Annotated in this window: 20 protein-coding genes; 12 read left to right on the top strand and 8 right to left on the bottom strand. The window is 61.1% G+C overall.

Translation table 11 applies throughout. The annotated features are described in order from the left end of the window. Window positions 1–12 precede the first annotated feature (12 nt). The gene (locus tag AAIS01_RS22345; RefSeq protein WP_343470739.1) at window positions 13–936 is read right to left on the bottom strand and encodes a universal stress protein; all 924 of its coding nucleotides are present in this window, start codon (window positions 934–936) and stop codon (window positions 13–15) included. 237 nt (window positions 937–1,173) lie between these two features. Here AAIS01_RS22345 and AAIS01_RS22340 point away from each other — a divergent pair, with 237 nt between their 5' ends. Next, on the top strand, window positions 1,174–2,418 hold the full coding sequence (locus tag AAIS01_RS22340) for an MgtC/SapB family protein (protein ID WP_343470738.1): 1,245 nt from the start codon (window positions 1,174–1,176) through the stop codon (window positions 2,416–2,418). 106 nt (window positions 2,419–2,524) lie between these two features. Then, entirely contained in the window at window positions 2,525–3,436 is a 912-nt protein-coding gene (locus AAIS01_RS22335; RefSeq protein WP_343470737.1) for a universal stress protein, read from the top strand. A 55-nt stretch (window positions 3,437–3,491) separates the two neighbouring features. On the opposite strand, the gene AAIS01_RS22330 is transcribed toward AAIS01_RS22335, so the two are convergent. Beyond that, window positions 3,492–4,055, bottom strand: a complete 564-nt coding sequence (locus tag AAIS01_RS22330) for a GNAT family N-acetyltransferase (protein WP_092396924.1) — start codon at window positions 4,053–4,055, stop codon at window positions 3,492–3,494. Window positions 4,056–4,374: 319 nt separating this feature from the next. Between AAIS01_RS22330 and AAIS01_RS22325 the strand changes: the two genes are divergently transcribed. After that, window positions 4,375–6,747, top strand: a complete 2,373-nt coding sequence (locus tag AAIS01_RS22325) for a phosphoketolase family protein (RefSeq protein WP_343470735.1) — start codon at window positions 4,375–4,377, stop codon at window positions 6,745–6,747. Between the two features lie 58 nt (window positions 6,748–6,805). Beyond that, window positions 6,806–7,696 (top strand): universal stress protein, encoded by an 891-nt coding sequence (locus tag AAIS01_RS22320; protein WP_343470734.1) that lies wholly within the window; start codon window positions 6,806–6,808, stop codon window positions 7,694–7,696. Window positions 7,697–7,863: 167 nt separating this feature from the next. Here the strand turns inward: AAIS01_RS22320 and fnr are convergent, their stop codons facing one another. Continuing rightward, window positions 7,864–8,607 carry a fumarate/nitrate reduction transcriptional regulator Fnr gene (gene fnr / locus AAIS01_RS22315; protein ID WP_343470733.1) on the bottom strand — a complete coding sequence of 248 codons (744 nt, stop codon included), beginning with the start codon at window positions 8,605–8,607 and terminating at the stop codon, window positions 7,864–7,866. A 411-nt stretch (window positions 8,608–9,018) separates the two neighbouring features. On the opposite strand from fnr, the gene AAIS01_RS22310 reads away from it, so the two are divergent. From AAIS01_RS22310 to AAIS01_RS22300, 3 genes are all read left to right on the top strand, one after another. Further along, entirely contained in the window at window positions 9,019–10,821 is a 1,803-nt protein-coding gene (locus AAIS01_RS22310) for a sensor histidine kinase (RefSeq protein ID WP_343470732.1), read from the top strand. Then, window positions 10,818–11,180: a response regulator gene (locus AAIS01_RS22305; protein ID WP_343470730.1), complete on the top strand. Its 363-nt coding sequence runs from the start codon at window positions 10,818–10,820 to the stop codon at window positions 11,178–11,180. The genes AAIS01_RS22310 and AAIS01_RS22305 overlap by 4 nt, the downstream gene beginning before the upstream one ends. A 238-nt stretch (window positions 11,181–11,418) precedes the next feature. After that, the gene (locus AAIS01_RS22300) at window positions 11,419–13,470 is read left to right on the top strand and encodes a 2Fe-2S iron-sulfur cluster-binding protein (RefSeq protein ID WP_343470728.1); all 2,052 of its coding nucleotides are present in this window, start codon (window positions 11,419–11,421) and stop codon (window positions 13,468–13,470) included. A 167-nt stretch (window positions 13,471–13,637) separates the two neighbouring features. Here AAIS01_RS22300 and AAIS01_RS22295 read toward each other — a convergent pair whose 3' ends face one another. Then, entirely contained in the window at window positions 13,638–14,543 is a 906-nt protein-coding gene (locus AAIS01_RS22295; RefSeq protein ID WP_343470727.1) for an AraC family transcriptional regulator, read from the bottom strand. Between the two features lie 110 nt (window positions 14,544–14,653). On the opposite strand from AAIS01_RS22295, the gene AAIS01_RS22290 reads away from it, so the two are divergent. Both AAIS01_RS22290 and AAIS01_RS22285 read left to right on the top strand, forming a co-directional pair. Then, a complete protein-coding gene (locus tag AAIS01_RS22290; protein ID WP_343470726.1) occupies window positions 14,654–15,001 on the top strand; it encodes a carboxymuconolactone decarboxylase family protein in 348 nt (115 codons plus the stop codon). A 152-nt stretch (window positions 15,002–15,153) separates the two neighbouring features. Next, complete coding sequence (locus tag AAIS01_RS22285; protein WP_343470725.1) at window positions 15,154–15,597, top strand: HIT family protein; 444 nt, start codon at window positions 15,154–15,156, stop codon at window positions 15,595–15,597. Between the two features lie 30 nt (window positions 15,598–15,627). Here the strand turns inward: AAIS01_RS22285 and AAIS01_RS22280 are convergent, their stop codons facing one another. The 3 genes from AAIS01_RS22280 to AAIS01_RS22270 form a co-directional block, all read right to left on the bottom strand. Next, a complete protein-coding gene (locus AAIS01_RS22280; protein WP_343470724.1) occupies window positions 15,628–16,878 on the bottom strand; it encodes an MFS transporter in 1,251 nt (416 codons plus the stop codon). 119 nt (window positions 16,879–16,997) lie between these two features. After that, window positions 16,998–18,764, bottom strand: a complete 1,767-nt coding sequence (locus AAIS01_RS22275; protein ID WP_343470723.1) for a S8/S53 family peptidase — start codon at window positions 18,762–18,764, stop codon at window positions 16,998–17,000. A 111-nt stretch (window positions 18,765–18,875) separates the two neighbouring features. After that, window positions 18,876–19,772, bottom strand: coding sequence for an AraC family transcriptional regulator (locus AAIS01_RS22270; RefSeq protein ID WP_343470722.1), 897 nt, complete (start codon window positions 19,770–19,772; stop codon window positions 18,876–18,878). Between the two features lie 138 nt (window positions 19,773–19,910). On the opposite strand from AAIS01_RS22270, the gene AAIS01_RS22265 reads away from it, so the two are divergent. From AAIS01_RS22265 to AAIS01_RS22255, 3 genes are read left to right on the top strand one after another with little or no spacing between them, the layout of a single operon-like run. Further along, window positions 19,911–20,654 (top strand): SDR family NAD(P)-dependent oxidoreductase, encoded by a 744-nt coding sequence (locus AAIS01_RS22265; protein ID WP_343470721.1) that lies wholly within the window; start codon window positions 19,911–19,913, stop codon window positions 20,652–20,654. Between the two features lie 16 nt (window positions 20,655–20,670). Beyond that, a complete protein-coding gene (locus AAIS01_RS22260) occupies window positions 20,671–21,072 on the top strand; it encodes a VOC family protein (protein ID WP_343470720.1) in 402 nt (133 codons plus the stop codon). Then, entirely contained in the window at window positions 21,069–21,311 is a 243-nt protein-coding gene (locus AAIS01_RS22255) for a hypothetical protein (protein WP_343470790.1), read from the top strand. Before AAIS01_RS22260 ends, AAIS01_RS22255 begins: the two co-directional genes overlap by 4 nt. 84 nt (window positions 21,312–21,395) lie before the next feature. On the opposite strand, the gene AAIS01_RS22250 is transcribed toward AAIS01_RS22255, so the two are convergent. Next, a complete protein-coding gene (locus AAIS01_RS22250; protein ID WP_343470787.1) occupies window positions 21,396–22,307 on the bottom strand; it encodes an AraC family transcriptional regulator in 912 nt (303 codons plus the stop codon). Between the last annotated feature and the right edge of the window lie 127 nt (window positions 22,308–22,434).

Genomic DNA, 22,434 nt, shown 5'->3' with positions numbered 1-22,434 from the left:
TGCTCGTTCCTGTCAATCCATCTTCTGTGGTGCAATCACCCACAGGCTGCACGGCATCTTGTACATCAGCCCTTCCACGGTGCTGCCGATCAGCTTGTCCAGGCCCGTGTAACGCACGCGCCCCATGACAATGACATCAATGTCATGGGATGCAGCGTAGCTGGCCAGCACCTTGGCCGGGTCGCCCATGATCATGCGCCGTTGTTCCGGTGCGATGCCGTTGCGCTCGGCCAGCGCATCGAAGGCTTCGCCCTGGGACTCGTAAAGCTGCCGGGCCAGGGTCGAGGAGAAGAACATCGAGCCACTGCCGAACCCGTATTCGGAGGCGGTGATGGACGACAGGTCATAGGCGTAGATGACCTCCAGGGTGGCGTCGCAGGAGGTGGCCAGTTTGTTGGCTTCGCTCAGGATCCGGTCGTTGAGGCCTTCGTAGCGCCCATCGAGATGAAACGGGTCAATGGCCGCGAGAATTTTGCGCGGCCGGGCATGAATGACTTTGTTGACGAAGTGCAGCGGTACGTCACTTTCGCGCAGAAGATGTACATCCAGCGGCGTGAACATCAGGCGCGAGAACCAGGATTCATGCTCCACCGTCTTGATCAGCGCATCCATCGGCTGCTCTTTGAGGTGGATCAGGATTTCCTGCAATGGCCGCTCGACCCACGTCACTTCGGTCGTGACTTCGATGCCGAGCTTGCGCAGTGGCCTGGCCTGCTCCTCCAACCAGTGGCGATGGCGTTCAACGTAACCCAGGCGCATCTGCTCCAGTGCCTGTTCATTGACCAGGTTGGCGGTGGCCAGGCCTTCGAGGTAGTCGAAGGCCACGATATGCAGCGCGGCGCCTTCGGCCTTGGCCAGTGCCGCGGCCCGGTCGAAGGCCGGGCTGTGTTCCATCAGCGGCGAGACGACCAGCATCAAACGTGATTGCGTGGACATGACAAACCTCCCGAGCATTGGCGTGTTGGCACCGGGCGACTGTTCGCGCGGCGTGGTATCAGGCTTTGATCATGATCGCATCAGGCGCCGGCAAGTTGATTTGCATCAAACCCACGCCAGAAGCGTGGTATCAATGCGCACGGCGCTGGGCAATAGCGCTATGTTTGATCATGAAATCCTCCCAGGGGCTACCCTGGACTCAGGTACAACCGGAACACTCAGTATAGAACCGAGGCCATGAGCGAAACCCTGGGCTTTGCCAATGCCGCCGCTGCGCTTGGAATCGGCTTGTTGATCGGGCTTGAGCGCGAGCGACGCAAGGGCGAGGGCGCCCGGCGCGACTTCGCCGGCCTGCGGACCTTTGCCATTACTTCATTGCTGGGGTATGTCACGGCGCAGGCTGGCGGCGCCTTGTTGTTGGGGTTCGTGGCGCTTGCGCTAGGAGCCCTGGTGACGGTGGCCTATTGGAAAAACCTCGATCAGGACCCCGGTATCACCAGCGAAGTGGCGTTATTTGCGACGCTGGCGTTGGGGGCGCTCTGCATGACCGCCCCGGCCCTTGCGATCGCGATTGGGGTGGTGATGGCCGGTCTGCTCGCCAGCCGCCAGGCGCTGCACCACTTTGCCCGCAATCAATTGACCGCAGCCGAAATGCGTGACGGGCTAGTGCTGTTGATCGCCGCGCTGGTGGTGCTGCCGCTGGTGCCGGATCGCTTCCTCGGGCCCTACGATGCGATCAACCCGCGCACCATCTGTATGTTGACGGTCATGTTGATGGCTGTGGGCGCGCTGGGGCATGTTGCGGTGCGGACCCTCGGCACTCACTACGGTTACGCCCTCAGCGCGGTTGCCTCGGGCTTCGCCTCGGCCACGCTGACCGTCGCGACCATGGGTAACATCGCCGCGAAAGAGCCGGCCAATCTCAAGGTGCTGAGCGCCGCAGCCGTGTTATCCAATCTGGCGACAGTGGCGCAAATGGGGCTGATCCTCGGTGCCGTAGAACCGGCCCTGTTGCTTTGGATGTGGGGCCCGCTGCTCTGCGGCCTGCTGACAACATTGATCTACGCCGGGGTGCTGATGTTTCCGCGCCCGAGGGCTCGGGCGGATGAACCCATCAAGCGCGGCGGGGCCTTCAACCTCAAACTGGCCTTGACGGTAGTCCTGGCGATGGCCGGTATCACGGTCCTGTCGTCGGCGATGCTTGCCGAGTTCGGGCAAGCCGGCGTAACCGTCACCGCGATGTTCAGCGGGCTGGTTGACGCGCATGCCTCGATTGCTTCCGTTGCTTCCTTGGCGAAGGCCGGGTTGTTGCCCCTGGAGGGCATCGCCGTACCGGCCCTGGTGGCGATGAGCAGCAACTCCCTGAGTAAATGCGCAGTGGCCTGGCTCAGTGGTGGACGGCGTTTCGCCGGGTATGTCATTCCTGGCCAAGTGCTGGTGACGCTGGCGATGTGGGCCGGTGTTCTGCTCCCGAATCTGTGAGCCTGTGTGGTGGCAGTTTGATGAAGATCAAGTCCTGCCCGTGGCATGCGTTCATTCTGGAACCCTTAATCCCTTAGGTGGCTGCCGCCCCGTGCCGAGGTGTTCCATGTCCCAGACCCCACGTTTGTTGTTATTGGCACCCGATGCCATGACCCGTTCGCCTGCGTTCGACCGCGCCACCGAACTGGCCCTGGCGCTGGATTTACCCCTGCACATCGTCGCCATCGACTATCTGGAGGTGCTGTCGGTGGCCGGTCTTTTTGCGCCAGAGCAGGTCAAGAAGGCCCGCGACGGGTATCTGGAAACGCACCGGCACTGGTTATGGCAACAGGCTGAGCTGGCGCGCCGCCATGGGGTGGAGGCGACGAGCGAGGTGGTTTGGGGCAAAGACGCTTATCAGGCCTTGCAGCAGTACGTCAAAGAGATGCCATTGGCGCTGATCATCAAGGACGCCGAGCCTGAACCGGTGATGAAGCGGATTTTCTTCACGCCCATGGACTGGCGCCTGCTGCGGGACTGTCCGGTGCCGGTGCACCTGGTCACCGATGCGCGTCATCCGCGGCCGCGGCAGGTTCTGGCGATCGTCGATGTGCTGCGCAGCGAGGAGCAGGACCTGGTGTTCAACGATCGGATCGTCGATGCCGCCGTGAAACTGGCTGAACAATGCAACGCCCAGGTTGAGTTGCTGCATGCCTTCGACTGGACGGCGGTGTACGCCGCCGATATGGGCGTGGGGGCGCTGCCGCTGGCCACCGGGCTCTATGAAGCATTGGGGCAGGCGCAGCATGAAGTGTTTGAATCCCTGGCCGAGCGTCACGGCGTCCCGCCGCAGCAGCGTCACTTCATCGAAGGTGCGCCGCTGAGCAGCATCTGCACCTTCGCCACCGATCATCAATGCGACGTCATTGTCATGGGTACGACACAGCATCGAGGTTTGGACAAGCACCTGGGCAGTACCGCCGAGCAGGTGCTGCAACGGGCACCTTGCAGCGTATGGGCAATCAAGCCGGGGGAGTGACGGCAGAGGCAACGCTGCGCGGGCCCTGGAACGGGTCCCGCGCAATCAGCCACGGCTACAAATAGAGCCGGTGGATGACCTGCCGGGCGTCGTCGGGATCGGTGCGGGTTTCAAATCCCAGACTGTGGGCCAGCTCTCGCATCGGGGCGTTATCGGCGGCGTCGATGGAATATAGCTGGCGGTAGCCGTTCTTGCGGGCGGTCTCTATCAGGTGCTCCATCAGCAACGTACCCAGCCCCAAATGCTGCCATTGATCGGCGACGGTCACCGCGCATTCACATTCGTCTTCACGGGTGGCGCAATAACGACTGACGCCGATTTCGATCAACTGACCGTTGTCGTGGGCCAGGGCGATATAGGCCATGCGCGTCTTGCAGTCGATGTCCATCAATTGGTCGAGCATCGCCGCACCGGGTTCATTGATTTGCGCCAGAAAACGCATGTGCCGGGACTCCGGCGACAGACGCTTGATGAAGTCATATTCGCGCTGGCGATCTTCTTCCTTCAATGGCCTGATCAGCACGTGCCGGCCATCTCTGAGCGCCTGGATCCAGTGCTTGCCGCTGATACTGGCGTACATGGCTGCGGCGCGTTCATTGTGGTCTTTGACGTTGAGCATGATGTGTTCCTCCCTCGGGTGTGAACCTTCGGCGCGGCAAAGGCCGCGCATTCATCACTGTTCTACGCCGGCGTGGCAGATCGATTCTGATCTGGATCAGTGCTCGCGAATCCGCCGATCGATTACCTTGCAATTGATAAAGATCAACCCGCTTGCAGATGACAGGCGCAGGCTGTTGTTCACGCCAGAGAGGAAGCGGTCTGAACCGGATGTCTACAACCCGCGCCGGCGTGCGATGAGGAAGTACCCGTGTGTGGAGGTTGACTGCATCCATCACTGACCGGCAGTGCCTGGCACCCTGTTTTTTGTGGAGGACGTGATGAGCGATTTTCTCAGCCCCGACCAACTGGAAGGCATTGACGCCTACTGGCGCGCTTCCAATTACCTGGCCGTGGGCCAGATTTACCTCAAGGACAACCCGTTGCTGCGCAAGCCGCTGCAACTGGGCCACGTCAAGCCGCGCCTGTTGGGCCACTGGGGCACGACACCGGGGTTGAACCTGGTTTACGTGCATCTCAATCACCTGATCAAGACCCACGATCTGGATATGATCCTGATCACCGGCCCTGGGCACGGCGGACCGGCCATCGTCGCCCAGAGCTATCTGGAGGGCAGCTTCACCCAGTGTTATCCCTCGGTGGAACAGAACGAAAACGGGATGCTGCGCTTGTTCCGGCAGTTTTCCTGGCCCTACGGCTTGTCCAGTCATGTTTCGGCGCAGATTCCGGGTTCCATCCATGAAGGTGGAGAGCTGGGTTATTGCCTGGCCCATGCCTACGGAGCGGCGTTCGATAACCCGGACTTGATCGTGGCGTGTGTGATCGGTGATGGCGAAGCCGAAACCGGCACGCTGGCGGCGAGCTGGCATTCCAACAAGTTCCTCAACCCCAGGCGCGACGGCGCCGTGTTGCCGATCTTGCACCTTAACGGTTTCAAGATCGCCAACCCCACGCTGCTTTCGCGTATCAGTGAAGACGAGCTGTCAGCCCTGATGTACGGCTATGGCTACGACCCTTATTTTGTCGAAGGCGACGACCCCCACACCGTTCATCAGCAACTGGCGATGGTCTTGGACGGTATGCTGCTCAAGATCCGCGAAATCCAGCGTACGGCCCGTGCGGACTCCTCGGGACGTGAACTGGAGCGGCCACTGTGGCCCATGTTGGTGCTGCGCACGCCCAAGGGCTGGACCGGTCCACGATTCGTCGACGGTCAGCAGGTCGAAGGCACCTGGCGCTCTCATCAGGTGCCGCTGAGCCACTTCGAACAGCCCATGCATCTGACGCAACTGCAACAATGGCTCGAGAGTTACCGGCCGCAGGAACTGTTCGACGCCGGCGGGACGTTGCTGCCGGACATCGCGGCGCTGGCGCCGACGGGGCATCGGCGTCTAGGCGCCAATCCCCACGCCAATGGCGGCTTGCTCCTGCAGCCACTTGAGCTGCCGCGGTTTACCGATTACGCCGTGCAGTTTTCCGCGCCCGGCAGCGTGCAGGCAGAGTCCACTCGGGTATTGGGTGGTTTTGTACGCGACGTGATGAAACAAAACCTCAAGGCTGGCAACTTTCGCCTGTTCGGCCCCGATGAAACCGCGTCCAATCGCCTTGATGCGGTGTATGAGGTCAGTGGCAAGACCTGGATGGCGGCGCAGGAAACAGGCGATACGAATCTGGACTGCGACGGCCGGGTGATGGAAATCCTCAGCGAGCAGGTGTGTGAAGGCTGGCTTGAAGGGTATTTGCTGACCGGTCGTCATGGGCTGTTCTCCTGCTACGAAGCGTTCGTCCATATCGTCGATTCGATGTTCAACCAGCACGCCAAGTGGCTCAAGACCGCCGCCCAGATTCCCTGGCGCGCACCGATCGCCTCGCTGAACTACCTGCTCACGTCCCATGTCTGGCGTCAGGACCACAACGGCTTTTCCCATCAAGACCCAGGGTTCATTGATCTGGTGGCGAACAAAAGCGCGGACGTGGTGCGTATCTACCTGCCGCCGGATGCCAACTGCCTGTTATCCGTGGCCGATCACTGCCTCAGGAGCCGCAATTACATCAATGTGATCGTGGCCGGCAAACAGCCGGAGTGGCAGTGGTTGGACATCGACTCGGCCATCCGCCATTGCATGGCAGGCGCTGGCCGCTGGGCCTTTGCCTGCAAGGACGATGAGGACCCTGATGTGGTAATGGCCTGTGCCGGTGACGTGCCGACCCTGGAAACCCTGGCCGCCGTAACCCTGCTGCGCGAATACGTCCCCGACCTGCGGGTGCGAGTGGTCAATGTGGTCGACCTGATGGTCTTGCAACCGCCGCAACAGCATTCCCACGGGTTGCCGGAGGCCATGTTCGATGAGCTGTTCACCGTGGACAAACCGGTGATTTTCGCTTTCCACGGCTACCCTTCATTGATCCATCGCTTGGTCTACAAACGCCACAACCACGACAATTTCCATGTGCGCGGTTTCATGGAGGAGGGGGGCACAACCACACCGTTCGACATGGCGGTCATCAATCACCTGGATCGCTATCAACTGGCCCTGGATGTCATCCAGCGGGTCCCACGCTTGCAACCGCTGGTGGAAGGCGCCCGCGACCGCTACTGGGCCACCATGGAGAAACACCAGCTCTACCTGATCGAACATGGGCAGGACATGCCCGAGGTCTTGAACTGGCACTGGACGCCAGCCCCGGCTTGATTGTCCTGCGCGGGTCATGACGTCGACGTCGCGCCGTTCTACTTTTTGGAGATCCATCATGAGCCAGTACCAGCGCTTGCTGTTGATTCTCAACCCGGCACAACGACATTCTCCTGCCCTGCATCACGCAGCGGCCCTGACGGCGGCCAGCGGGGCGCACTTGCATGTTTCGGCGTTGGTGCCGTCACTGGACATACTCTCGCTGTTGGAGCAGGAGCCCCGCGAGGAAGCGCGCCAGAACTACCTGCAGGACCACCGTCACTGGTTGGAGGAGGAGGCCGACAAGATGCGGCGTCGAGGCCTGAGGGTCACCACCCAGGTGGCCTGGGGTGACGGCATGGAGGAGCAGATTCTGCAGCACGTTACGCAAATCCAGCCTGATCTGCTGATCAAGCAGGTGCAACACGAGCCCCTGCTCAAACGGGCCTTTCTTACCCCGCTGGACTGGCGTCTGTTGCGCCAGTGCCCGGTTCCGATGTACCTGGTGGGCGCCACCGGCCACGCCTTACCGCGCAAGGTGGTTGCGGCGGTGGACCCTTCCAGCGACTTTGCGCAAAACAGTGGGCTCAACGACCGGATCATTCGCGAGGCAATCGGCTTGGCCTTGCAGTGCGATGCCGAGCTGCATCTGGTTCACGCGTATGAGGTTTCGTCGGTGTACCTGGGCGATGTCGGTGGCGGTGGGCTGACGCTTAAGCAGCTCAGTAATGAACTGCGCAGGAGCCTGGAAAAAACGTTCCTGGAGCTGGCCAACCTGTTTGGCGTTCCGGCCGAACGCAGGCACTTTGTGCTGGGCCATCCGGTTTCAGCCTTGAGTGAGTTTGCCCTGGAGCATGAGGTGGATGTCGTCGTCATGGGGCGCTCCCAAAAGAGTGGCTCACACGGGCTGTTAGGCAGTACCACAGAGCATATCTTGTATCAGGTGTCGTGCAGCGTGCTGGCGGTGTGAGGAAGCCGGCGTTCAGCGCAGTGTCTACAGGAGGAAGAGGCCGAATACGCTAACCGCAGGGGCTTCTCCAAGCATGACCCCATGCCCCGGCATTGCCGTTGTACACCCTTGAGCATGCGTCTTGCGTCATCGTATTCGCGATGAACCGGGCTGGTCGGTGTCGGTGCTCACAGATCCACATGACGATGGCAACCGGCGACTTTTTGCTTGAGACCGGACAAGTCCAGAATCGTGACGTTGCGCCCATGCATGTCTACCAGCTCCTCCTCTCGCAGGTGGGCGATCCCTCGGCAGATCGTTTCCAGCCGCAGGCCCAGGTAGGAGCCGATGGCCTCGCGGCTCATGCGCAAGACGAATTCCCTGGAGGAGTAACCGCGCATGTTGAGTCGTTGCGACAGGTTCAGCAGGAACGCCGCCAGACGCTCATCGGCATTCATGTTGCCCATCAACAGCAACATGCTGTGGTCACGTACGATTTCCCGGCTCAGGAGTTTGTTGAGGTTGTGCTGCAGGGAGGGGAGGTCGCGGGCGAGTTTTTCCAGGAGAGTGAAGGGGAGCGGGCAGACTTCGCTGTCTTCCAGGGCTATCGCTGTGCAGGCGTAATGATCGGTACTGATGGCGTCCAGGCCGAGCATTTCGCCTTGCATCTGAAACCCTGTGATTTGTTCGCGGCCATCCGTGGACAAGATGCTGGTCTTGAAAAAGCCCAGTCGTACGGCATACAGCGAGCGCAGCGGATCGCCGGTGCGATACAGCGCCGCACCCTTTTTGACCTTCACCCGCTGGGCGATCAAGGTGTCGAGGCGCTCGACTTCACCGCCTGTCAGCCCAATGGGCAGGCACAGTTCAAGCACGCTGCAATTGGAACAGGCAGTCTTGAGGGCATGCACATGTAACACTTGCGAAGACATTGGACGGCTTCCTTTTGCAACAAGCATAGGGGAATAACTGCGCTGTGCCTGTTTTTCCGGGGCCATTGCCACTTTTATCGGGGCAGGCGACTCCCGCAGTGAGTGCAAAAAGTGTGGGGTCGCGAGGAAGTGACTGATTTGAGCCGATTGGGCCAGGAGCTCATGGGGCTGCACCGCACGTCGGCTTACCTGAATCAACCCTGTCCCGGCCACAGGCTGCGTGGCGCCGAGTTTTCCTGAACTCGCAAAGAGAATGGGGATCTAGACTCCAATACCGCAGCTTTACGACAAATATCCGTACCCGCACTTGAAGTCATTTATCCGAGCTGGCATCACCGACTCCGGGTATTACAAAGGGGGGCGATGGACAGCAAGGGGCGCTTCAGCCAGGCGGATTGAGGATATTTACTGATGTTGAACATTCAAGAGCTACCCGTGGAAACCCGCACATCGAGCGAGTACGAAAGTCTGGCCACGATGGGAGCGAGCGCGCTCGACGCCATTCCGGGGGCGGTCTATCTCTGCGACCGTGAAGGGTGGCTTGTCAGGTATAACAGTGAGGCCGCCGAGCTGTGGGGAAGGGCACCGGTACTGGGCGAGCACGGTGACCGCTTCTGTGGTTCGCACCGGCTTTTCCTGACCGACGGTACGCCGCTGGCCTTTGAGGACTGTCCTATGGCGTCGGCTCTCAACACCGGCGTACCCACACGTAATCAGGAAGTGATCATTGAGCGTCCAGACGGCGCGCGGATCGTCGCCCTTGTGAACATCCGGCCCCTTAGAGATCGAAGCGGTGCCATTGAAGGGGCGATCAATTGCTTCCAGGATGTCTCGGCGCACCATGCCATGGCCGAAGAGCTTCGACGCAAGAGCGCCGACCTCGAGGATTTTTTTGAAAACAGCGCGGTGGGGCTTCACATTGTCAGTAACGCGGGCATTATCCAACGCGCCAACAAGGCCGAACTGAACCTGCTGGGCTACACCGCTGAAGAATATATTGGCCGCCACATCACGGAGTTTCATGTCGATGAGTCCGTTATTGGTGACATCCTCAACAAACTGGGCAGCGGCGAAAGCCTGGACAGCTATCCGGCACGATTGAGGGCCAAAGACGGCACGATCAGGCATGTAGCGATTACCTCCAATGGACGGTTCGAAGACGGCAAGCTCTTCCACACGCGCTGTTTCACAGTTGACGTCACGCTCGCCCAGCAAATGGAAAGCCAGATTCGTGAAAGCGAACGGCACATGCGCAATCTGCTCGAGGCTCTGCCCGCTGCGGTGTATACGACCGATGCACAAGGGCGCATCACCTTCTTCAATCGGGCCGCTGTCGAGTTGTCCGGTCGAACACCCCAGTTGGGTGACCTGTGGTGCGTGACCTGGAACCTGTTCAATACCGATGGAAGTGCGCTTGCCCACGACCAGTGTCCTATGGCGGTGGCCTTGAAGGAAAACCGCCCGATACGCGGCGTCGAGGCCATTGCCGAGCGACCCGATGGCACCCGTGTGCCGTTTGCGCCTTACCCCACACCACTGCATGACGCCGATGGCAACCTGGTGGGCGCCATCAACATGCTGGTGGATATCACCGAGCGAAAGCAGGCGGAGAACCGGCAGAAGACCCTGATCGACGAGCTCAACCATCGAGTCAAGAACACCCTGGCCACAGTGCAATCCCTCGCGGCACAAACGGCGCGCAATGCCGAGGATGCGAACGACGGTTACAAACGTTTCGAAGCCAGGTTGCTTGCGCTGTCCCGGGCCCATGACCTGTTGACCCGCCGTCATTGGGGGCATACGCCCCTGGGTTCCCTTGCCCAAGAAGTGCTGATGCCGATATTTGGCCAGGATCCCGGCCGGATCGTGGTTGAGGGTGACCCTGTGGACGTCGGCACCCGAGTGGCGCTCAACCTCACAATGACCCTCAATGAACTGGCGATCAATGCGCTTAAATACGGAGCGATGTCAGTCGAGACCGGCACGCTTTCCGTGAAATGGTCTGTGCAATCAGACGCGAAGGGTACGTTGCTGACGCTGGACTGGCGCGAGCGGGGCGGGCCAGCGGTATCCCAGCCCAAGCGGGAAGGGTTGGGTTCTCGTTTGATGAAGCGCTGCATCGAGCGCGATTTGGGCGGGACATTTGACCTGACCTTCGACCCGCACGGGGTTGTCTGCCGCTTCTCGTTTCTGCTCGGCGCGTCCAGCGCATGATCCCGTTTGCCGGACTTAGAGTGTTGTTGGTCGAGGACGAAGGCGCCATCGCTATGCTGGTCGAGCAAATGCTCGAAGAGCTCGAATGCGTGGTGGTGGCATCCGTGGCCCGGCTCGCTACGGCGTGTGAAGTGGCGAACCGGCTGGCGATTGACCTGGCCATTCTGGATGTCAACCTGGCCGGCGAGCGGGTTTTTCCGGTTGCCGAGATTCTCCAGGCTCGGCAGATTCCGTTTTTATTCAGCACCGGATACGGTGCCAGCGGGCTGCCTAGCGAGTTCGCCCATCGTCCCGTGCTGCACAAGCCCTTCTCCGAAAACGATTTGCAACTGAAGATCGCCCTTGCGCTGGGGCACTGATTTTCGGCGATGAGCCGGCTTACGGTCCGGTCCTGGTGACTCCCCCCGCAGGCGCCTTCGGGCGCGTTCATTCCAGTTTATGAAACGGTGGATTGCAGTTCGTGCGTATTCCTCCCCTCTCTCTTTGGGAAGAAGATAACCCCACCTGCAATGCACCCTCGGCAAGAGGCGTAGCGCAGTCCCCCTGACCGTAGCGTCTGAACGCAGTGTGCAAGGCTGCGAGCGCGAGGAGTAGCTGATGGACGAAGCCTCGAAAGCACAACCCTCACCTTGGCATGAAGGCGAACTGACCTTGCAGCGCTCGGTCGGTGCGGTCGACATGATGACCAGCGTCGGTCAGCGGCAGTTGGCACGCGACTGGATGCCGGACCAGCACCGGGACTTCTACGCGCAGTTGCCTTTCGTGGTATTGGGCGCCGTGGATCGGCAAGGTGACGTGTGGGCGACCCTGCGCACCGGCGAACCCGGTTTCATGAGCTCACCTGATCCACAGACCCTGCAGATCAACTTCAAGCCGCAACCCAGCGATCCGGCCCAGGAGGGCATGGGCGAGGGGGATGCCATCGGTATGCTGGGTATCGAGTTGCACACCCGCCGGCGCAACCGCATGAACGGCAATATCCGCCGTGTGCTCGGTTCCGGACTCGAGATTTCCGTACGTCAGGCCTATGGCAATTGCCCTCGCTATATCAACCTGCGCCAATATTCCTTTGTCCGGGAACAGGCCGGCGACGCTCGGCACTTGGTGGCGACGGACCCGCTGGCCCGTCGCCTGATCACAGCGGCTGATTCGTTTTACATCGCCACCTATGTGGAGCGCGACGGCGAGCGGCAGGTCGATGCGTCCCACCGTGGCGGCAAGCCAGGTTTTGTGCGCATGGACGAGGACGGCACACTGACCATTCCGGACTTTTCCGGAAACCTGTTCTTCAACACCCTGGGCAACATCCTGCTCAATCCCCGCGCAGGCCTTACCTTTATCGATTTCAAGACCGGCGACCTTCTGCAAATGACCGGTTCAGCCCAAGTATTGCTGGACGATCCCGAAATAGCGGCGTTCCAGGGGGCCGAGCGGTTGCTGCGCTTCAAGCCGCAGCGCGTTGTTTACCGCCCGGCAGCGGTCCCGCTGCGCTGGAAGGACCAGGACGCGGGCGACTCGCCCAACTCATTGATGACCGGGAGCTGGGAACAAGCCGCCGAGCGCTTGCAAGCCGAAGCCCTGCGGACCCACTGGCGCCCATTGCGCGTGGTTCGAGTCGTGGATGAGAGCCACAACATTCGCTCCTTCTACCTGCAAGCGGCCGACGGTGCGGGCGTGCCCCGGTTTGACGCCGGCCAGCACTTGCCCGTGCGGATTTCGCTGGAGGGGCAGAAAGCGCCATTGATTCGCACCTACAGCGTGTCCAGTGCGCCGTCGGATGACTTCCTGCGCATCAGCGTCAAGCGCGATGGTTTGGTCTCCTCGCACCTGCATGACCGGCTCGAGGTGGCGCAGCAGCTTGAGGCGCGAGCGCCCCAAGGGCACTTCACCGTTCAGGCCACTGAGCGGCGGCCCTTGGTGCTGCTGGCGGCGGGTGTGGGCGTGACGCCGCTGTTGTCGATGTTGCGCGAGGTGGTTTATCAGGGGCTGCGCATGAGCCGGATGCGGCCGGTCTGGATGGTGCAAAGCGCGCGTACGGTGGCCGACCTGGCCTTTCGCGAGGAAATCGATGAGCTGGCGAACCGCGCCGGGGGCAAGGTCAAGGTCCTACGCGTGGTCAGCCAACCGCCGAGCGACGGCGCCGGGCAAGGTTACGACGCGACGGGCAGGATTGATGTCGAGCTGCTCAAGCAACTGCTGGCGCTCGATGACTACGACTACTACCTCTGCGGGCCGGGCAGCTTCACCCAGTCGCTGTATGACGGGCTGCGTAAATTGCGCATTCCTGATGATCGCATTCACGCCGAGACCTTCGGCCCGTCCACGCTGGTGCGTGACGCCGAAGTCAGTGTGCCGGCGATCCCGCAAGTGCCTGCGTCAAGCGAGACGGTAAAGGTATTGTTCGCCAGCTCTGGCAAGGAGGCCCGTTGGGAGCCAGGCAGCGGCACCTTGCTGGAACTCGCCGAGGCCCGGGGCCTCAGCCCTGAATTCAGTTGCCGCGGTGGTTCCTGCGGCACCTGTAAAACCCGGTTGAGCCAGGGGCAGGTGCATTATCTCAATAGCCCGGCCGAGCCGGTTGCCGAAGATGAGGTACTGATCTGTTGCGCAGTGCCGGCGCAGGGCAGTGAGACACTGGTTCTGGACGTTTGAGCAGGTGCTCATCCCGCCCCAATCGCCCAGCCAAACAGAACCCGTGGCGAGGGAGCTTGCTCCCGCTGGGCTGCGCAGCAGCCCCAAAAGAGCTGAACACAATCTCCCTGACACACCGCGATGGCAGATCTTAGGGCTGCTGCGCACCCTAGCGCCCTTGCCACAGGCTAGATCCTGCGTCGCACTCTTCCTGGGGCTTGCCCATAAATCTCCTTGAATTTCTTGCTGAACGCTGCCTGGGATTGGTAACCGACCTGCACGGCAATATCGCTCAAGCCCAAATGTGAGTGGCTCAGAAGACTGAACGCCAACTCCATGCGTATTTGCGTCAACATCACCCAAGGCGATACCCCGGCCACGCGAACGAAGGTTCGCATGAAGTTCGCGCGGGACATGTTCGCGAGGTCCGTCAGGCCTTGAATGGTCCACTCGTAGGCTGGATCTGCCAGCATCGCCTGCCAGGCTCGGCCCAGACGTTTGTCGCCCAGCAGGGCCAGCGAGCCGCTGTGCTGGCCATGACTTGCCAGATGCGCACGCAGAATAAGCGTGAACAATGCCTGGGAAAGCGCATCGAGCAGAAAACGAGCGCCGACCTTGTCCTCATCGGCCTCTGCTCGAATGACCTCGACCAGGGTCGTTAGCGGCCCGTTAGCGGGCAAGGCGCCGCTGGGAATCACCAGGTATTCGGGTAAGGCTGCAAGCAGCAGTGACGCTCGATTGAAGTGAAAACTACCGCACAGCATGTCCAGGTCCGCGCTGGTGTGGCCAATCCGATGGATCGGCAATGCGCCACCCAGGACACGTTCTGGCGAGGAGGGCGCAACCATTTTTCCCGGGCTATGCAAGACATGCCGAGCGCCACGAGGCAACAGCAGGATGTCGCCGGCGCGCATGGGCAAACGCTGCCCATCGGGAAGCTCCACCCGGCATTCTCCCGCCAACACGATGTGATAGGGCGCGTTGCCCAGGGCTTGTTGCTCGTGATCCAGCGCCCAGTCACCCTGAAACTGACAACGCAGATCCAGGCTGCCGCGCACATTGGCCAGGCTGATGAGTTTATCGATTGCATTCATTTGAGCGCTTCGCGAAAAAAACTGAGCGCACTGGACAAAACCGGCCAGCGCCAGGGTGAAAAACTGTGGGCGTCAAAACAGTACACCCATCCCACTCAGGAGTTAATGCCATGTTCAACAACTGGTCTGAATTATTGCCCACCATTCAAAAAGCCTTTGGCGCGCTGGGCAAGAGCAACCCCAAAATGGTCAAGGCCTACATGGCCCTTGGGGAGGCCGCCAGCGAAAACGACGTACTCGATGCCAAGACCCGCGAGCTGATTTCGATTGCCGTCGCGGTCACCACCCGCTGCGATGGCTGTATCGCCGCGCACACCGACGCGGCGATCAAGGCTGGGGCGAGCCGCGAGGAAGTGGCCGCCGCCCTGGCAACCGCGATCTCGCTGAATGCAGGCGCCGCGTACATTTACTCGCTGCGTTCGCTTGAAGCCTATGACACGTTGAACAACCGCGCGTGACGCCACGCAACGTCAGGCCCCGGCACTGCAAAGTACCGGGGCTTTTGCCCGTTCTATGGAAAACCGCCAGGTGATTGTGCTAAACCTTCCGATCGATCGATGCCGGCTTGCTGGCCGTCAACTGTTTCCAACAACCGCTTAAGGGAATGATCATGAGCCTGCACGGCGATTACGATCCACAGAACATTTTCGCGCTGATTCTTCGCGGTGAAGCGCCGTCCTACAAGATTTACGAAGATGCCGATGTCTTGGCGTTTCTGGATGTTTTTCCCCAGTCCCGCGGCCACGTCCTGGTGATTCCCAAAGCATCCCAGGCGCGAAATATTCTCGAGGTCGAGCCCGCCGTCCTGGGCGCGATGATGGCGACCGTGCAACGGCTTACGCGGGTCATCGTCGACGAACTGAAGCCCGATGGCGTGCAGATCGCGCAGTTCAATGGCGCCCCGGCGGGGCAGACCGTCTACCACATCCACATTCATATCATCCCGCGCTGGGAAGGTGAGGAGGCTGGCGTGCATGGGCGGGGCAAGGCCGATCCCGAGGAGCTCAAATTGCTGCAGGCGCGTCTGGTCGAGCGCATCCGTGCAGGGGGCTAGCGCTGGCTCGATCCTGACGTCAGTAGAGAGTCAGTACACGGTTTTCTTGAAAGGGCGGGTGACCACGCCCGTGTAGAACGCCAGGATCGCGAGCCCTTGCACCACGACAGCGGCAATCACGATAGCGGCGATGGCCTGGCTCGGTTCGGCAAAGACTGAACGGACCAGGCCGAAGAACGCCGGGGCGAAGGCATAGGTGGCCTGGCTGATTGCGACCATCAGCGCAATCACCCTGGCGGTTTGTTCGCGGCTGAACTCAGTCTGGGCGATCAATGGCGGCAATGAAGTGGCGTTGCCGATCCCCGAACCGATCAACACCACCGCCACCCAGGCGACCGCCGGGTGGATATCCAGACCCAGCAGCATCAGTGTGCCAAGCATCTGAATCCCGTAGCCCAGGCAGGCCAGTTGACGGCGGTTGATGCCTTGGGTCATCAAGCGTGCAGCCACGTAGCGCCCGCCCATGGCGCTGGCGGTGGCCAGGCCCATGGCGAATGAAGCGTCCTGGGCGCCCATGCGCGCGGCCAGAATCGAATACAGATGGGCGATCAAGCCAATCTGGGCGAACAACCCCAAGGACATGCCGGCTGCCAGGGAACGGAAATTTGCCGACTTGAGGGTTTGCGCCGCAGTCCAGGGTACGGCACTTGAGCTGATCGCCACGGGCTCCGGCTGGTCGGCATCGTCAGGATGCTGGCCGACGCTTTGCGGGCTTTTATTGAAAACCAGAAAGGCGAAGCAGCCGAGCAGCACCACGGCTGCGAGGCTGATCACCAGCGCCGCCGTGGCGAAGCCAAAACGCTCGATCAACAACACCCACAACGGCGAAAAAATGACCCCACCCATGCTGGCGCCGTTGTAAGCCTTGCCCAAGGCTTTGGGCCGCTCCTTGATATACCACGGGGCGATCAGGGTATTCACGGCTGCGGCGCCTAATGTCACCCAGCCGATGCCCGAGCAGATGGCCCCGGCATACAGCACCCATAACTGGCTCGCCTGAGCCCAGATATTCACCCCGACCCCCAGCACTATGCTGCCCAGCAGGGTAATGGCCGGCACACCGAAGCGCGCGTAGAGCCTGGGCAGGTTGGCGATGACCAGCGTGCCGCTGAGAAAGTGCAGGGTAACGGCCGCCGACACCTGGGCCACCGGCCAGCCGGTGCGATCCATCACGGCTTGCATATAGATCGGCGGTCCATAAAAACCGACCCCCCAACCAATCATTGCCAGGATGAAGGTGCAGGTCAGTACGGTCTTTCCAAAAAAATGGCTGGGCTTCATCGGCATATCCTCCATGTGGGCGCACAGGATAGGTACCTGATGCCTCGCTCACTTCGAGGAGGGTCAAACTGTGGATGTCGCTGCTCCCAATAGGTTTTATCCCGCACCGAGTGCGTGGTTCAACGCACGCGCGTACGGCTCTGCTCCGCCAGGTCCAGCGCTTTTTGCATGTCCAGTCGCGCCGAACGGCCCACGTCCTTGTCGTTAAGCTGATAGCTGCGCTCTGACGGCAGGATGGGGGCGGTGAGGTCCTCGCCGTCCATGCGTTCGAAGTCGTGATTTTCACCGATGGTCATGGCGCTGCGCCGTAGCAGCATGCGCAGTTGCTCGGGCTGAAGTTGCGGGTTGATGGACAGCATTGCCGCCAGCAGGCCCGCGACCATGGGCGTGGCATAGGATGTGCCGCAATGCACGGCGCCGTTTTCGCCGGCGCGGGTGGTCGAGGCGTGGGCGCAAGCGGCGGCGGTGATGTCCACGCGCATGTCGATATTCGAGGAGCTGCGCTGGACCGCATAGGCCGGGTCATCGACGGCCACCCCGGCGCGCTCGCTACGCTGGTGCCCGCCAACCACCAGCAGTTGTTCGGTGATGAACGAAGAGGGCAGGCGGTACTCATCGGTGCCCGAGAACGACGACCCATTGCCAGCGGAGTTCACCACCACCACGTCGGGATGCTCCTTGCGCAGCCACAGGAAAAATTCCTCCAGCAGTTCCTCGTAACCACTCATGGCGATGCCTGAGCGCAACAGCGAGTCCACCTCATCACCCTTGACGTTTTTCGCGCCGACGCGATGGATGCCCCAGCTCCAGTTGAGCACCCGCACGCCGTCCTCCACGAGGTTGACCGAAGCGGCGATGTTGGCGGTGATCCCGGCATCGGAATTGCGCTCGACAATGACCTCGAAGCCCCCGCTGGCTTTGTCCAGACCCCGGAGAAAACCGGTGTTGCCACCGTCATCCCAGCGCGCGGCGAGAATGCCGGCGACGGTGGTGCCGTGGTTGTCTGGTGTGTTCGCGTCGCGCGCATAAACGCAGGTGCGCGGTGGCGAGCAGGCGCCGAGGTAGTCGGCGAAATCCGCGCTGTCGAAATCCACGTTCCGTTCGATCAGGCCGATGCGCACCGGTTGCGGCCGGGTGGGCGGTTGCCGCGCGGGGATGCGCCGCTGGTAGTAGTTCACCGCGTCGAGAAAACGATTGGCGGCCCACTCATCGGAGTCCAGGGCCGGCTTCTTCGGTTCTTCAGGGCGGGTGGCGGCTTGCTCGGCCTCTTCGGCTGCCGATTCCTCGATCACCACGGCATCGACGCTGGTCTCACTGCCCATCCGCAGCACCAGCGCGTCGCGCTGCATCAGGTCCTTGGCCGGCAAACGAAGCTGGTACAAGTTCAGGGGAGCAATACTGCCAACGACCTTGGCGCCGTATTTTTGGGCAAGACGCTCAGCTTCCTGGCGACCATCGTGGTTCTCCTCGATCAGCAGGCTGACCAGGTCGACGTACGTGCTCAAGCCGTCCATGTTCTTCGCCACCTCGTGCGGCCCGGCGGCCCGTACGTGACTGTTGCGCAGGCTCAGCCAGGCTGCATTGCTGACCCGCGGGCCGTCTTCCAGCCAAAGAGGGCCGCTCTGATAGGCGGCGCTGTCCAGGCGAACGCGCAGGGTTTCGCCTTCGCGCTGGACAATGAGCGCGGGTAGGATCTTTTCACCCAGTTTCAGTTGTGGCGTTTGAGTATCCAAACCGTGCACGGTCAGGCACCAGTCCTGGTGCTGGCTTTGCAGCAGGTCACCGCAGCGGTCCAGGCGTTCCAGACGCAGCGGTTCTTGTGCGGCGGCCGCCGTGTGGGCGGCCAACGTGAGCAACGTAGCGAGGACAGCGAATCGTAAGGACATGGGTCGGGTTTCTTTGCCGAGGGGCCTGGTGTTCCGACTGCCCCGTGGCCTGTTTCGTTCAGCGCGGACAGGCCCGGGGACTGACTCACAGCGTCCGGGGAAAAAACCGCGCTATCTGATCTGCTCGCCGAGGATTTCACCCGCAATTCTTGCCGCATCGCGTGCCGGGGGCAGCCCGAATACCCGTGCGTAATCGCGACTGAACTGCGTAGCGCTTTCGTAACCGACCTCCAAAGCCGCGCTGGTAACGCTTTTGGCATGGGCGACCAAGAGTGTCCGCGCCTGAAGCAAGCGCACTCTTTTTTGGTACTGCAGAGGGCTCAGTGCGGTCACGGCTTTGAAGTGTCGGTGAAAGGCCGAAACGCTCATCGCCGCCCGTTGTGCCAGCGCTTCCACGCGAATGGACTCGGTAAATTCCCGGCGAATGTACTGGATCGCGAGGCTGACCCGCGCCATGGCGCTATCAGGCGCGGCGATATCGCGCAGCATCCAGCCGTGAGGGCCTTGTAACACCCGGTAGAGGATCTCTCGTTCGTAAACGGGGGCGAGGGCCGCGATGTCTTCAGGCCGGTCCATCAACCGCAGCATGCGGACCCAGGCATCCATCAACTCGGGCGTGACCGCGGCGACCGAAAAGCCTGCGTCTTTTTCGTATTGACCGACAGGTTTGGGCAGGTCGGCGAGCAAGGTCGCCAGGACCGCCGGGTCGAGTGTCAGGCTGACCGCCAGGTAAGGTTCGCCCGACGCAGCGGGATGGACCTGGCCCACCGCCGGCAATTCGATGGACATGACGAAATAGGTCGCGGGGTCATAGTCCAGCGTACGGTCGCCGATGGTCATTGACTTACTGCCTTGCAGAATCAGGTTGATCATCGGTTCATAAACGGCGGCCAGCAAATGCGCCGGGATTTCACCCTGGACCATGGCCAGGCGCGGTATGCCCGTTTCCGTGCGGCGGTTTTCGGCCCGAGAGGCCAGGGCGCGGAGTTCATTGAGTGGGTTTGTCATAGCGATCATCTGAACCCATGCAGATGCGACCACGCAAGCGAAAAGCAGAAACAGGCAGGATTCGAGCAGGAACGGCTGCGCTCGCGGCGAAGGCGATGGTTACTGTGGTGGCTCAACTCAGTGACAGTGGAGCAGCAAATGAGCGTTATCGTGATCACCGGTGGTAGCCGCGGCATCGGCGCCAGTACAGCCGAACAGTGTGCCCGGCTCGGCATGGGAGTCATCCTGACCTACAAGAGCGCAGCTGAATCAGCCGATGCGGTGGTGCGTCGTATCCAGGCCTCGGGCGGCAAGGCTGTGGCGCTTGAACTGGACGTTGCCGACGTGAGCGGTTTTGCCAGTTTTCGGGAAGCCGTGGTGCTTGCCTTGCAGACAACGTGGGGCGTGACAACCCTCGCCGGCCTGGTCAACAACGCCGGGTATGGCTTGTTCAATCCTCTGGAATCGGTCACCGAGGCAGAGTTTGACGGCTTGCTGAACGTACACCTCAAAGGCCCGTTTTTCCTGACGCAAACCTTGCTGCCGCTGATGGAGGAGGGTGCCGGCATTGTTAACCTGACCAGCGCCACGACCCGCGTCGCCACTGCGGGAGTCGCGCCGTATGCGGCCTTCAAGGGCGGGCTCGACGTGCTGACCCGTTACATGGCAAAGGAGTTCGGTCCTCGGCGTATCCGTGCCAACGCAGTCTCGCCGGGGGCGATTCGCACGGAGCTGGGTGGCGGCTTGAATGACGAATTCGAGGCGTTGCTCGCCGCGCAAACCGCTCTTGGCCGGGTGGGTAAGCCGGAGGATGTCGCTCGGGTGATCGCCATGCTGTTGTCCGAAGAAGGACGCTGGATCAATGCCCAGACGATCGAAGTCGCGGGCGGCTACAACATCTGAATAGCGAGGCTAGCGCATGCTTGATCATATTTTTATCTCGGTCAGTGACATTGAGCGTTCCATCCGTTTCTACACCGCAGCACTGACTCCGCTGGGTATTACCGCGCGACTTGATTACGACGGCAAGGACGGCCCGCCAGGCCATCCGGATCTCAAGGGCTTTGGCGCCAATGGGCGGGTGTTCTTCTGGTTGCGCGAGGGCGTCGTCGAGGGGCGGGCCGTGCATGTCGGTTTTGTGGCGAACAGTAAGGTCGAGGTCAACGCGGCCTATACGGCGGCCATGGACAACGGCGCTCGCGACAACGGTGCCCCCGGCGCACGCCTGCATTACGACCCCGATTACTACGCCGCCAATGTCCTTGACCCGGACGGCTACAGCCTCGAATTCGTCTTCAAGCGCTGGCAGCACAATCAATGAAAAAATTAATGATCTACGGCGCGACGGGCTACACCGGTCGCATGGCTGCCGAGCATGCCAAAACGTTGGGGCTGGATTTTGTCATCGCCGGACGCAATGGCGGAAGGTTGCAGCCTCTGGCTGCGCAACTGGACGTTGCTTACCGAGTGTTCAGCCCGGATGCCCACGCACACCCACACACCTTTAGCGGCTGCGGCGGCGCGGCGGGTGCTGGCCGGCGAGCGGCGGGCAGGCTTTGAAACCCCGGGACGAATGTTCGGCGTCGGCTTTGCCGAGACGATTGCAGGGACGACAATTACGGATTTATAGGGCGCTATCACGCATTAGCTGTTGGCAGCTAAGGCAATCGGCACTTGAGTGTCGCCTGAGCCGATGGGCGTTTTGAACCTTGCCGCATCGCGTGCCGGTGGCATCCCGAACAGCCGTGCATATTCGCGGCTGAACTGCGATGCGCTTTCATAACCCACCGTAAAGGCGATTGAAGCGGCATCGCGAGGCTCGAACAATAGCAACCAGCGAGCCCTGAGCAGACGCAGCCGCTTCTGATACTGAATGGGTGTCATGCCTGTGATGGATTTGAAATGCCGATAGAACGCCGCGACGCTCATATCAGTCATTGTCGCCAGTGGCTCGACGCGAAAGGGTTCTGTGTAGTGCTCACCGATCCATTGGGTGGCGCGGCGGATCTGCGCCAAACGTCCATCCGGACGAGCGATTTCACGCAGCATTGGCCCTAACGGTCCTTGCAAGACTCGAAACAGAATCTCTCGCTCAATCATCGGCGCCAGCACCGCTGCTTCGTTTGGGCGATCCATCAGCCGCATCATGCGTAACCAGCCATCGATCATTTCAGCAGTTGCTGTCACCGCAGAAAAACGACTTGTGGTTGGCTGCTCGGCCCTCAGGGTCTCGCCCGCCAGCAGTGTGGCGATGACGTTCGGGTCCAGGGTCAGGCTGATCGCAAGATAGGGCAGGCCCGGCCCGCTCGGATGAATCTCGCCGGTGGCGGGAACATCCACAGGCACGAGGAAATAGGTGATCGGCAAGTACTGCAAAACCTGATCGCCGATGGACAAGGTTTTGGCACCCTGGAGCACCAGGTGCAGCATCGGCTGATAAACCTGACTCGCACACGCCTCTGCCTGGACCATCGCCACCCGCGGCAGCCCGGTGTCCGTCCACTTGGTTTCTGCGCGCATTACAAGGCTGCGCAGTTCATCGATCGCATTGTTCATAGGCTTGAACATGGGCCACAGCCGCGGGCAAAGCAAGCTATGTGATAAGAATAGGCAAGCATCCGAGAACAACTGGCAAGCGTCTGGCCCTTTATAGCCCGAATACTGTGGGTAAGCGGCACGTTGC

Origin of the sequence: Pseudomonas halotolerans, assembly GCF_039581215.1 — a bacterium.
GTDB lineage: Bacteria > Pseudomonadota > Gammaproteobacteria > Pseudomonadales > Pseudomonadaceae > Aquipseudomonas > Aquipseudomonas tehranensis.
This window is presented reverse-complemented; position numbering and strand designations above follow the sequence as displayed.